Here is a 12,356-nt window from a genome sequence, read left to right as displayed (position 1 = left end):
GGGTATGGGAAATAAGGATCTCGGCAAAAAAATGCTAAAAGTGTTTTCGAAAAGAGGGATGGGGCAGGTGATTACGGCTTCTGTGGGGTTGGTGGTGCTGGTTGTTGTATTCGGCATCTTAAATCCCAACTTCTTTTCCAGCAGAAACGTTTCCAATCTGCTTAGACAAATCGCCCCCATCATATTGATTGGCATAGGACAATCTTATGTACTTATCACCGGGAATATTGATTTGTCAATTGGATCAGTGGTGGGGATGAGTTGTATGATTTCGGCCACATTAATGACCAAAGGCATGAGCCCCTGGTTGGCAGTTGGGTTCACCTATGTGGCGGCACTGGCCATGGGAATCCTCAATGGTCAGTTGGTGTCAAAAGCAAAACTGCCACCATTTATTGCCACATTGGGAACAATGACCATTGCCCGGGGGATCGCCCAAATTGTGAACAACAATTACAATACAGACTCGATTGGAGCAGGGGCTGAAGGGTTTAGAGAACTCTTTTATTATGGGAAAACAGCGGGGCTCTTTAATACCATCTGGATTGCCCTTGGATTATGGCTGGTGTTTAACTTTATCCTGAGCAAAACCAGAACAGGCAGGCATATTTATGCGGTCGGCAGCAATGCCCATGCAGCACACTTATCTGGCGTGAATATTGCACAGACCGTTACAAAAGCATATCTTGTCAGTGCTGTTTGTGCAGCAACCGTGGGCCTGATCATGACGGCCATCAGCGGTATGGGCACCATGGATGCGGGGACCACCTATGAATTATACGCTGTTGCAGCATCGGTGATTGGTGGTGTCAGTACCCTGGGTGGTCAGGGCATACTCCTGGGTACAATCGTTGGCGCATCCATATGGGGCGTGTTGCAGAACGGGCTTCAATTCGCAGGTGCACCGGTGGCCATCAGAAACATCGTGATTGGGGTCATCGTCATTATATCTGTTCTTTTAGACATTGTCTTAAGAGCCAATAACAGAAAAAACAAAAAAGGGAAAGCGGCAGCGTGAAGACAACCCGGCTCTTTTCGATGCACCTGAAACTGTCTTTAAAGCGAAAGCTTTAAAATAAAATCAAGGGGGATTAACATGATGAGAAAGTTAGTGACAGCAGTTCTTGTTTTGATGCTTCTGATGACCATGGTTGGATGCTCCAATGATACTGGATCCACCAGCACAAGCGAACCGGCAGGGCAGGCAGCAGCGGAGGAGAGCTTCAAGGTGTACCTGATCACCATGGATCAAATGGATCAGCACTGGGTGACAGTGGATGCAGGGGCAAAAAAGGCGGCTGAGGAACTGGGCAATGTGAGCTACACGTGGCTGGCGCCTGACGTGAAAGATGATGCAAAGCAAATTGAGAGTATCAACAATGCGATTGCTGGCGGTGCACAAGCCATTCTGTTGGCAGCCAACGGACCCAATGCGGTTACTTCGGCATTGAGGGAAGCGGAAAATGAAGGCATCAAAATCGTTTACGTTGATTCGCCGGCAGATTTTCCTGCGGTGCAGACACTGGCCACAGACAACGAAGCGGCTGGAAAAACAGCCGGCATGGAAATGCTGGCAGCATTGGAAGCACAAAGCATCACAGAAGGAAAAATTGGTATCGTGAATGTGAATGCATCCACTTCATCAGTCGTGGCAAGAGAAAATGGATTTAGAGCAGCATTTGAAGGCACAGCCTTTGAGCTTTTGCAGACACAGTATGGCGAAGGGGACGCGGCGAGATCACAAGACATTGCGGCCAACTACATTACTGAAGGGGTCGTGGGAATCTTTGGCGCCAATGAAGGTTCAACAGTGGGCGCAGGAAATGCCATTAAAGAAGCTGGCGGCGGCGTTGTAGGTGTTGGTTTTGACAAATCAGACACCATCCTGCAGTTGATTTCAGAAGGACAATTACTGGCGACAATGGCACAAAATCCTGATGTGATGGGTTACGAAGGCATGAAAACTGCAGTTAAAGCACTTAAAGGAGAGACGATTGCAGACGAATTAGTTGACACAGGTGTGTCGGTGATTGACAAGTCATCCCTGTAATAAACAGGGCTGTTAAAATGCCTTCTCTTTTTTCATAGAAAACCCGGCAACCTGACACATGGTACAGTCTGTGGTTGCTGGGTTTTCATTTCTAAGAGACAGGCCGCGATGCTTGTGAAACTTAGCGAAGTATCCATCGCCCATAGAGATGTGATAACATGGGCTTGCCGGGGGTATGAGAGATACCACGAAGGAGCGATCAATATGTTGGCGTCCATTGAAGCAGGTGGAACTAAATTTGTGTGTGCAGTAGGGGATCACCAGTTTAATATCATAGACAGAACTTCCTTTCCAACAACTTGTCCAGAGGAAACCATGGCAAAGATCATTGGTTTTTTTGATGCCTGCGAAGACATTCAAGCCATGGGGATTGGTTCATTTGGACCCATTGGCATTAATCATCAGGCGCCTAACTACGGGTACATTACTTCTACCCCCAAAACAAAGTGGAGAAATTACAACTTCCTGGGCGAAATGAAAAAGCATTATCAGTGCCCCATTGGCTGGACCACCGACGTGAACGCGGCTTGTCTGGGAGAATACCATTTAGGCAGTGCGACAGATAAAAACAGCTGCCTCTACCTCACTGTTGGAACTGGAGTGGGAGGTGGTGCCATTTTTAACGGCAGATTTCTAGAAGGTTTCGGCCATGCAGAGATGGGACATATCCTCTTAAGAAATCATTCCAAAGACCCGTTTCAAGGAAGTTGCCCTTACCATGGAAACTGCCTGGAAGGACTCGCTTCGGGCCCTGCCATTGAGAAAAGATGTGGAGTAAAAGCGGAAGAACTGGACAAAAATCATCCCATATGGGAGATGATTGGCTATTACTTGGCCCAGGCCTTGGTGAATTACACCCTCATACTTCGGCCGGAAAAAATAGTCCTGGGAGGAGGCGTCATGAGCCAAAGCAAGGTATTGGAGTTTGTCAAAAAAGAGTTCTCTCTGATGCTGGCAGACTATGTGGAGATACCAGCGGTAGATGAGTATATCGTGCTGCCGTCACTGGGGAACAATGCAGGGATTACAGGCGGACTGATACTGGCGCATCAACTTATATAACACAAAAAGGATATAAAAGGAGAATCTGATGGAGCTGCTCTTTTTAGATAAACTGTTTTATGAAAAAATATGGGGTGGAAACCGGCTTGCAAAGTACTTTGATACGACCCTTGCAAGCGATAAGATCGGTGAATGCTGGACGGTCAGCGGACATCCAAATGGAGACAGCACCATCATCAATGGCATGCATGAAGGTCGAACACTCAGCTGGCTGTGGCAACATGAAAAGTCTATCTTTGGAAATTTAAAAGGAGCCACTTTTCCGTTGCTGATAAAAATCATTGATGCAAAAGAGGACTTAAGCGTTCAGGTGCACCCAAATGACCACTATGCCCACCACTACGAGAATGGTGAACGGGGAAAAACAGAGTGCTGGTATATCCTGGATTGCGAAGAAGGCGCTGAGCTCATTCTGGGTCATCGTGCGGCAAACAAAAATGAAATGGAAACCATGATCAGGGAAGAACGATGGGAAGAGCTGCTGAAAAAAAAGAGAATTAAACCAGGGGACTTTTTGTACATTCCTGCAGGGACGATCCACTCCATCGGAAAAGGCACCCTGCTGCTGGAGATTCAGCAATCCAGTGATGTGACGTATCGTGTATTTGATTTTAACCGGCTGGAAGAAGGCAAGCCAAGGAAGTTGGATATACATAAGAGCTTGGATGTGATCAGCATACCCCATCAGGACCATGAGTCGATACCGCAGATGGTGCATGTGGCAGGTGGTTGTCAGACACGTTTAGTGGCAACGGAACATTTTACGGTGTGGAAGCTGGCGGTAAGCGGAAATCAAATTTTTGAGCATGATGAAATATTTAAACTGGTGAGTGTCATCAAAGGCAGCGGGCACGTTGCTGGGATAGAGGTAAATAAAGGCGATCATTTTATAGTGCCCCAACAATTTGGTTCAATGAAAATGGCAGGGGAAATGGAGATGATTGTTGCTCACTTGTAAAAGCATGACGTGTTGAAAGTGGTGATCCTATAAGAGAACTTCTTTGGATGGTAACAAGAAGTTCTCTTTTTGCGTCATTCATGATAGCACGACAATTTGCGAACGGTTTTGAGAGCGCAATTTAAAAGACTCTCCAAAAGCCCGGTTGACTTGACGCGCCTGTATCCAACGCGTAGAATGGGTCATGTTGAGAGTTGTCTCATGAAATGGAAATGGGTGGGAAAAATTCCTGAGATGAGCGGGTTAAATGACTGTATGGAGAACAGCTGACATGTGAAGACAACAAGAAGGGAATGAATAACAATGACAGAAGCGACAACAACACAGATCATGGCTGATGATGGGAAACCTGTGAAAGAAGTTGAATCAACCGTTGTGGGACACCCCTGGCGGCGGCTGATCGCCCGGTCTTTTGATCAGTCTCTGTACGGTATCTTGTGGGCCGCCATACATTATTTTATCATCCGGTGGCATCCGCCAAACCATTTTCTCATCAATCTGTTGGACAGCTACATTATATTGGGCATGATGATGGTGATCGAACCGGCCCTGCTGGCTTTCTGGGGAACCACTCCGGGGAAGTTCATATTCGGGCTGGAGATTCGCAATACCGATGGGTCCCTGCTTACTTACAAGCAGGGGTTCAGCCGGATGCTGGGCGTATTCGCCAAGGGGTTGGGTTATGGCATTCCCATCTATAATCTGGTGAGGTGCTGGCGCAGCAGCGAAGCCACCCTGCAGGGGGAGGTTCTGGAATGGGATGAAGGGCTGAGCTATCAGTTGAAAGATACCCGGCAACTACGGGGCTGGATCATGGCGATTGCCTATGTGACAGTGTTGGCCTCGGCCTTCTGGATCATCATGCAGGCCCAGCTGCCGGTGCACCGGGGAGACTTGACACCGGAAACCTATGCAGCCAATGTAAACGACATGTTAACCCGTCCCAACAGAGGCGCCTGGAGTCGTCGCATGACAGCCACAGGGGAGTGGGTGGAAATTGAGGATCATCGCCCCAACCGCTACTATTTTGATTTTGACTTTGACGGGCCGCCTCCCAAGCATGAGCTTACCGTTGAAAACGGAGTGGTGACAGGTGTCAGCTTTGAGGTGGAACGAACCGACACAGATTTCTGGCAGCCCACCTACAGTCACCAGAAAGAACTGATGGTGATGGCTTTTGTAGGTGCCCAGAAGAACGTGAGCGGTTATGGGTTGATCTTCGGGTCCGGATTACAGGAAATGCTGAGTCAGCGGGACAGCTATGCCCGTGAAATTGCCGGCGTGCGCATCACCAACGAAGTGACCCGCAGTGGGTTTGACCAGGTGGGCGTTAGGTCAATTCCCAAAGAGGGACAAGAGCAGTATCACCACGTGATTTTCAGGCTGGAAAAGATCAAGTAGAAGCCGGATGAAGGATATGATAAAACCCCGTGGTCATCAGGCATCGGTGGCATATTGGGTAAGTGGTTAAGATGACGAAGCGTATCCCATATCCTCGTTTTGTTTTGTCGACAGTCAGGGAGGAAATCACCATGGAACGTCAATCGAATGAGCAGCAGGTCTTTCAGAAAAGCGGGAACCGAAACCAATACCCGGTGAAGGCATACGGTATGCTGGGACTGTGGTTTCTGGTATTTTTCGTATGTGCCGGTATTTTCTCCATCGTTACTCCCAGGTGGGGAGAAGTACTGGGCGCTAAGGCAGTTACACTGGTGTGGCTCAATCTGATGAATCTGCTTTTGGCAGGGCTGTTTTACATGATTTTAAAAACCCAGCGAGTTTACTACATCAACTATGTTTCGTATAAAGAAGCAGTGGCGGCAACAGAAGAAGAACGCCTTCGCTTTGCCAGTCAGCACCTGCGCACCTTCCTCCAGGCAACAGGTCTATTCGCCTTATACTCGCTGGTTTCCTGGGGGCTGAAGGTGGGACTTATGCTGGACATAGCCCTCTATATGCTCATTCTCATCGGTGCAGCTTTGCGTACCATTCCCTTCAAACTGGGGAAATAAAAGGGCGGGTCAACTATTTTTGACAAAACCATTGACATTCAGATTAAACAGGCATATACTGAAATAAATACTTCGGTTAACGAAATGTTCGGAGGAAGAAACAGTGAACCCATCAGACGAATTTCTGCAATTTGTGACAGACAACCTGAAAAAAATCTTTTTCCCGGAAGAATGGCTTGAGCTGGACATGAAAGTGTCCAAAACAGAGCTGTTTGCGTTGTTGTATCTTTCCCGAAAAGAGAATACCACCATGACAGAACTGGCAGCAACCATGGGTCTTCCCATGAGCACCGCCACCGGTCTGATGGATCGCCTGGTGCGCCAGCAGTATGTCAGACGGGGACGAAGTGAGGAAGACCGGCGAATCGTGGTGCTGGTGCTGACAGAGGCTGGCCAGGAGTTGGTGGATAACTTTAAAAAAGTGATGTCAGAATACTTTGCCATGATCATGGATGACCTGACAGTTGAAGAACACCAATTATTAATGCGCATTGCCCTTAAAGTATTCCGGAAACTGAAGCAAAGAAAAGAATCCGAAGAGGAACAAGTGGTTCAGGAAACCGGGATCAAACGAATCGAGATTGAATAGAAACATGCCATGTTCATCAATCAATCAATTAATGAATCAATGGGCGAAGAAAAAGGGACAGCGAAACGGCTCATAAGATGACAATGACTTTTTTTTACCTGAATATTACGAGGTACGAAGTATTCGCAACAAGAAACAATTACCCCGAACTACTGATCAAAAACAGGCGAAAAGAGAGGAAGGATCACATGAGAATTATTTTGTACACAGGCAAGGGCGGCGTGGGAAAAACCAGTGTAGCAGCGGCAACGGCGGCAAAATGTGCTGCAAAGGGCCTGAAAACCCTGGTGGTCAGCACAGATCCGGCCCACAGTTTGGGCGACTCATTGGATATAAAGTTGACCCCTGAGCCGGAAGAAGTGGCTCCCAACCTGTGGGCCCAGGAAATTGACAGCATTCATGAAATGGAGCAGGGATGGGGAAAGGTGCAGCACTACCTCACCGAACTGTTCACCGCCAAGGCAGTGAAAGATATCACCACCGAAGAGCTGACCATGTTCCCCGGCATGGAAGATTTGCTCAGCCTGCTGCGGGTACTGCAATACTATAAGGAAGGCCGCTTTGAGGTGATTATCATTGACTGTGCCCCCACGGGTGAAAGCCTGGCCCTTTTAAGTTTTCCCGATATGTTCCGGTGGTGGATGGAAAAACTGTTTCCGCTTAAAAAAAAGGCCATTAAGGTATTTGGTCCTGTGATGCAGCCACTCCTGGGGATTCCCATGCCTTCCAGTGACGTGATGAATGAAATCGACAACCTGTATTATCATCTTGACGAAATGAAACAGCTCTTCTCAAACAAAGAGATCACCAGCATCCGGGTGGTGGTGAATCCGGAGAAAATGGTGATCAAGGAGGCCCAGCGCAGCTTCACTTATTTGAATCTTTATGACTTCAATGTGGATGCCATTGTGGTCAACCGGGTGATTCCCGATACAGTCACCGACGATTATTTCATGGTGTGGAAGGACATCCAGCACAAATACAGAAAAGAAATCATCGACAGCTTCAGTCCGCTGCCCATCTATTACGCCCCCCTTTTCGAAACAGAGGTGGTGGGGATGCACATGCTGAACCGTATGGCAGAGGCCGTCTTTGGTGACGAAACACCTGAAGCCATCATGTACACCGGCAGGTCTCAGGTCATCGAAAAAACGGAACAGGGTTACCGCCTGACGATTCACATGCCCTTTGCCGACAAGGGTGAAATCAACCTGAACCAAAAGGGTGATGAACTGCTCATCAGGGTGGGCAGCCGAAAACGGAATATCACATTACCCCGCACCCTGCTGAACTATACCATTCAGAAAGCAAAATTTGAGGAAAGTAGTCTTCGCATTGAGTTTGGAGGTGAAACAAATGAATGAAAACCTGATCAAAGGACTGGTGAAGTTGAAACTGGGCATGATGGACAATGTGATCGACCACCTGCCGGAAGACGAGGCTGCCGAAGTGCGAAAGCTGGGGAACACCATTCTGGAAGCAGTGACAGAATACAGGGATAACCCTGTCCGCAAAGACAGGGAGTCCTCTTCATCCAAAGAGTTGAAGTCCATCAATATTGACTAATGGCATTGTCTGTCCATGCTAATACCCCATTTCCCGCAGAATCCGGGCCAGGGTGCTGAGGCGTTCACCAATCAGTTCACCGTCCTCCGTCAATGCCTGGCTGAACAGTTGAATGTCTTCGTCAATTCTTTCATTATCGGTGCATACAGCCACCGTCATGGCATCTCCCTGAAGCCCCACGCGATCCAGCGTGGGGTTTTCCGGGTCATACAGCTTTTCGAACCGGTAGGCATCCCGAAAATACTGGTTGGTGCGGCATACTAAAATCGCCAGATCCAGCACCCGGTGCAGGGGAAGCTCTTCCGACTGCCGTGACCATTTACCACCGGTGTGGCGCCACACCTTGGCAGAGATATCCACCTTGCCCCGGTCATTCCATTGAGCCAGGCCCAGTGATAAACCCTGGGCATCGGTATTGTAGGCATAATGCCCATCCACATTGCCATAGTTCTCAGAAACAATTACGGGTTTGTGCTTTAAGTTGGTTGGGATCTTCATTTTATTTTCCTCCTTTGGAAAACACAGAAACCAGGAAACATCTAACTTGCCAGTCCAATCATTCACGGAACAGGCACATTGCCAGGGGTCGACTTCATCAGGTGCCAAGCAAGCAATAGAAAATATTACTAGCTTACTAATTTAGTAAATTAGTAAGCTAGTAATATTAATATACGCGCCTCCGTGTTTTCTGTCAAGTTTTTTTCATCGTGCAGTTGAAATCTTCCCGGGAACAGGCGGGTGGCAATTGCTTATTTTTTGGAGGTTCGGGTATGATGTAAAAATGGGAACGTTCAGGTTAAAGGAGTTGATGACATGCCCATTCGAATTCTGCAGTTATATCGTGACCGTTCCGATTTTTTTTGGGAGCTTTTTGTTCAGCATGTGTATATCACCCTGATCGCCGTGGGAATTATCACAGTGCTGGGGCTGGTGTTGGGAATCGCCATGACAAAAAACAAATGGATGGCCGGGTTGCTGTTGCGGCTCACCAGTTTTTTATTCACCATTCCTTCCATTGCACTTTTTGGCGTTCTGGTATCCATCACCGGCATTGGGTTGCGCAGTGCCCTCATCGCCATTATTCTCTATGGGCTGCTTCCTATGATTCGCAACACCTATACCGGCCTCATAGAAGTCGACCCAGAGATTATGGAAGCGGCCGAGGGAATGGGCAGTACCCCTGGACAGTTGCTGCTGCGCATTCAGCTGCCCCTGGCGCTGCCGGTGATTTTCAGCGGATTTCGCACCATGGTGGTGATGACCATTGCCCTGGGGGGCATTGCTTCATTTATTGGAGCAGGTGGTTTGGGGCGTGCCATCTGGCGGGGGATTTCCACCAACTATGCGGAAATGACCATTGCAGGCAGTCTGCTCATCGCCCTTTTTGCCATTATCACCGATATGATGCTGGAGAAAGTCGAACAATACTTGCGAACCCATTATCTGGGAGAAGGAGGAAAACATGAAAAAACGCAGCTGCACCATGAGAGAGTCAAAACCTGAAGATGGCCAGCGGGATCACCATCGCCAAAGCCACAGTCCCAACCATAGCCACCACCCTGTTCACAGACCTGGTTTCAGAGGTGTATTCCTTCTGTTGACGCTGCTGGTAACGGCCGTTCTTCTGGCCGGCTGCGGCAGCCGGGAAGCAAACAAAGTGGTGATTGCCAGTAAACCCATGCCGGAACAGTATGTGCTGGCTGAAATGCTGGGGTTGCTCATTGAAGCAGAAACAGATATTGAAGTTGAGCTGAACCATGGCATCGGCGGAGGCACCTCCAACATTCACCCGGCCATGGAGCGGGGGGATATCGATATCTACCCGGAGTATACCGGTACCGGATGGCTGTTTGTTCTAAAGGAAGATCTGATCGCTGATCCCCAGACACTGTACCAGGCCACCAAAGAAGCCTATGCAGCAGCATACCAGATTCACTGGACAGGGTTGTATGGTTTTGAAAACACCTATGGCATTGCCGTGACCCGGGAAGTGGCGGCGGCTCACCAGCTGCACAGCATTACTGATTTGGTGGCAGTCAGCCCGACGCTCACCTTCGCCACCAACGCCGATTTCTTCGAAAGGGAAGATGGCTATCCAGGCCTGCAAGAGGTGTATGGGCTGGCGTTTGGATCATTGAAGGAAATTGACATTGGTCTTCGTTATGATGTGGTGCGCAACAACCAAACGGACGCCCTGGCAGTGTTCACCACCGACGGCCAGCTGCAGGAAGTCGATGTGGTGGTGCTGGAGGATGACCGGCACTTTTTCCCCGCCTATCATGCCGCCACTCTGGTGCGCATGGAGACGCTTGACAAGTATCCTGAGCTGGAAGCTGTTCTGGAAAAGCTGACAGGTCAAATTACCAATGAAGATATGATTGCCATGAATTACGCGGTGGAAGTGGAAAACAAAGACCCCAGAGAAGTGGCTGAAAACTTTCTGAGAGAGAAGGGACTGCTGCCATAATGGCTGTCATTGAGTTTCAGAAGGTGACGAAATCCTATGGTGAAGGAGACGTGCTCAAAGGGCTTGACCTGCAGGTTGAAAAAGGAGAGTTTATCACATTGCTGGGTGAATCCGGCTGCGGAAAAACCACCCTGCTGAAAATCATCAACGGGATGATTCCCTTTGACACCGGCTATGTGAAAATTGGCGGCAAACTGTTGAGTGAGTGGAATATTGTGGAGCTGCGGCGGCAAATCGGCTATGTGATTCAGCACATTGGCCTGTTTCCCCACATGACGGTGGCGGAAAACATCGCCTATGTCCTGTCGCTTCAGAAATCTCCCAAAACACTGCAGCAGCAAAAGGCAGAAATGCTCATGGACCTGGTGGGCCTGCCCCGGGAGTTCATGCCCCGCTATCCCCGTGAACTCAGCGGTGGTCAAAAGCAGCGGGTGGGAGTAGCCAGGGCACTGGCGGCTGAACCGGAAATTATTCTGATGGATGAACCCTTTGGAGCAGTGGATGAACGCACCCGAAATCAACTGCAGGAAGAAATGGGGGCCATCCACCGGCAAATGAACAATACGATTTTGTTTGTGACCCATGACATTCAGGAAGCCATGAAGCTGGGTACCCGGGTGGTGCTGATGAACCAGGGCGTGATTGAACAAACCGGCACCCCCCGGGAACTGGTGTTGAAACCGGCCAATGACTTTGTTCGCCGTTTTTTGGGAAACAAAGGGTATCTTGCACTGCTGGATGACGACCATGTTTCCCGTATGTACGAAGAAGCGCTGAAAAGCGAAGCGATAACGGAAGAAATACCTGCGTTAAACTGAAGAAAAAAGATCCGGGGTAATTCGGATCTTTTTTTTGAATCATTTTCTGCAATGCTTCTAAAATCCTTGATTTTCCAACCATTCAAAGATTTTCTTCTCCCGGGCAGTCTGTGCCTGATCATCCGTCGCATACTTTCCCAGAGCCAGTTCATCCTGAATTAATCCATCAACCAGGAAAATAATCCGGTCTGCCCGGGCAGCCACTTTGGCATCATGGGTCACCAGCACAACAGTGGTGCCCTCGCGGTTGATGAGGTTGAAGATATCCATGATTTCCTGTGTGGCGCGGCTGTTCAATGCGCCGGTGGGCTCGTCGGCAAACAGAATATCAGGATCATTAATCAATGCTCTGCAAATGGCTGCGCGTTGCAGCTGGCCGCCGGAAACCTTTCCCGGGTCATGAGCCGCCACAGAAGAAATGCCGGTTTTTTCCATTAAATCCTTTCCCCGCTGATTCACCTCGTCCCGGGAGAGGACCCCGGCCTTAAACCCTGGCAGCACAATGTTATCCATCACAGAAAGCTTGTGAAGCAGGTAGGCATGCTGGAAAACAAAGCCCATGTGCCTCAGGCGCAGCTCGCTCATCTGGTCATCATCCAGGGATGTGATCTCCCGGTCAAATAATGAAACGCTGCCGGAAGATGGTTTGTCCATACCGCTGATCCCATACAGCAAGGTGGATTTTCCTGATCCCGATCTTCCCATGATGGCCACCAGCTCTCCTTTATAAACGGTGAGATGGATCCCTTTTAAAACCTGTGCCCCATCAAAGTCTTTTGCCAACCCTGTGACTTCCAGTAGTGTTTTCATCTCAAATCTCCTCGAATAATTGTT

The 12,356-nt window shown here is 48.9% G+C and carries 14 protein-coding genes; 12 read left to right on the top strand and 2 right to left on the bottom strand.

Annotation, left to right across the window (positions count from 1 at the left end):
* Positions 1-4 precede the first annotated feature (4 nt).
* The 9 genes from AAIG11_RS07460 to AAIG11_RS07420 all read left to right on the top strand — a co-directional run bounded on the left by AAIG11_RS07460 (position 5) and on the right by AAIG11_RS07420 (position 8,237).
* Positions 5-1,018, top strand: a complete 1,014-nt coding sequence (locus AAIG11_RS07460) for an ABC transporter permease (protein WP_283409942.1) — start codon at positions 5-7, stop codon at positions 1,016-1,018.
* A gap of 78 nt (positions 1,019-1,096) precedes the next feature.
* Positions 1,097-2,050, top strand: a complete 954-nt coding sequence (locus AAIG11_RS07455) for a substrate-binding domain-containing protein (protein ID WP_343185615.1) — start codon at positions 1,097-1,099, stop codon at positions 2,048-2,050.
* A gap of 204 nt (positions 2,051-2,254) precedes the next feature.
* The gene (locus AAIG11_RS07450; RefSeq protein ID WP_343185614.1) at positions 2,255-3,112 is read left to right on the top strand and encodes an ROK family protein; all 858 of its coding nucleotides are present in this window, start codon (positions 2,255-2,257) and stop codon (positions 3,110-3,112) included.
* A 28-nt stretch (positions 3,113-3,140) separates the two neighbouring features.
* Positions 3,141-4,070 carry a mannose-6-phosphate isomerase, class I gene (gene manA / locus AAIG11_RS07445; RefSeq protein WP_343185613.1) on the top strand — a complete coding sequence of 310 codons (930 nt, stop codon included), beginning with the start codon at positions 3,141-3,143 and terminating at the stop codon, positions 4,068-4,070.
* A gap of 303 nt (positions 4,071-4,373) precedes the next feature.
* Positions 4,374-5,471 carry an RDD family protein gene (locus AAIG11_RS07440; protein WP_343185612.1) on the top strand — a complete coding sequence of 366 codons (1,098 nt, stop codon included), beginning with the start codon at positions 4,374-4,376 and terminating at the stop codon, positions 5,469-5,471.
* Between the two features lie 131 nt (positions 5,472-5,602).
* The gene (locus tag AAIG11_RS07435; RefSeq protein ID WP_343185611.1) at positions 5,603-6,082 is read left to right on the top strand and encodes a hypothetical protein; all 480 of its coding nucleotides are present in this window, start codon (positions 5,603-5,605) and stop codon (positions 6,080-6,082) included.
* 103 nt (positions 6,083-6,185) lie between these two features.
* On the top strand, positions 6,186-6,671 hold the full coding sequence (locus tag AAIG11_RS07430; protein WP_343185610.1) for a MarR family winged helix-turn-helix transcriptional regulator: 486 nt from the start codon (positions 6,186-6,188) through the stop codon (positions 6,669-6,671).
* Between the two features lie 188 nt (positions 6,672-6,859).
* Positions 6,860-8,035, top strand: a complete 1,176-nt coding sequence (locus AAIG11_RS07425; RefSeq protein WP_343185609.1) for an ArsA family ATPase — start codon at positions 6,860-6,862, stop codon at positions 8,033-8,035.
* Complete coding sequence (locus AAIG11_RS07420; RefSeq protein ID WP_343185608.1) at positions 8,028-8,237, top strand: hypothetical protein; 210 nt, start codon at positions 8,028-8,030, stop codon at positions 8,235-8,237. Before AAIG11_RS07425 ends, AAIG11_RS07420 begins: the two co-directional genes overlap by 8 nt.
* Before the next feature lie 18 nt (positions 8,238-8,255).
* On the opposite strand, the gene AAIG11_RS07415 is transcribed toward AAIG11_RS07420, so the two are convergent.
* Positions 8,256-8,735, bottom strand: a complete 480-nt coding sequence (locus AAIG11_RS07415; RefSeq protein WP_343185607.1) for a DUF6530 family protein — start codon at positions 8,733-8,735, stop codon at positions 8,256-8,258.
* 315 nt (positions 8,736-9,050) lie between these two features.
* Between AAIG11_RS07415 and AAIG11_RS07410 the strand changes: the two genes are divergently transcribed.
* From AAIG11_RS07410 to AAIG11_RS07400, 3 genes are read left to right on the top strand one after another with little or no spacing between them, the layout of a single operon-like run.
* Entirely contained in the window at positions 9,051-9,740 is a 690-nt protein-coding gene (locus AAIG11_RS07410; protein WP_343185606.1) for an ABC transporter permease, read from the top strand.
* Complete coding sequence (locus AAIG11_RS07405) at positions 9,700-10,704, top strand: glycine betaine ABC transporter substrate-binding protein (RefSeq protein ID WP_343185605.1); 1,005 nt, start codon at positions 9,700-9,702, stop codon at positions 10,702-10,704. The genes AAIG11_RS07410 and AAIG11_RS07405 overlap by 41 nt, the downstream gene beginning before the upstream one ends.
* Positions 10,704-11,522 (top strand): ATP-binding cassette domain-containing protein, encoded by an 819-nt coding sequence (locus AAIG11_RS07400; RefSeq protein WP_343185604.1) that lies wholly within the window; start codon positions 10,704-10,706, stop codon positions 11,520-11,522. Before AAIG11_RS07405 ends, AAIG11_RS07400 begins: the two co-directional genes overlap by 1 nt.
* Before the next feature lie 57 nt (positions 11,523-11,579).
* Here AAIG11_RS07400 and AAIG11_RS07395 read toward each other — a convergent pair whose 3' ends face one another.
* Entirely contained in the window at positions 11,580-12,332 is a 753-nt protein-coding gene (locus AAIG11_RS07395; RefSeq protein WP_343185603.1) for an ABC transporter ATP-binding protein, read from the bottom strand.
* Positions 12,333-12,356: the final 24 nt, after the last annotated feature.

The organism is Anoxynatronum sibiricum, assembly GCF_039414295.1.
In the GTDB taxonomy this organism is placed as follows: Bacteria; Bacillota; Clostridia; order Peptostreptococcales; family Tindalliaceae; genus Anoxynatronum; species Anoxynatronum sibiricum.
Note: the sequence above shows the minus strand (reverse complement) of the source record. Positions and strands in the feature narration are given on the sequence as shown.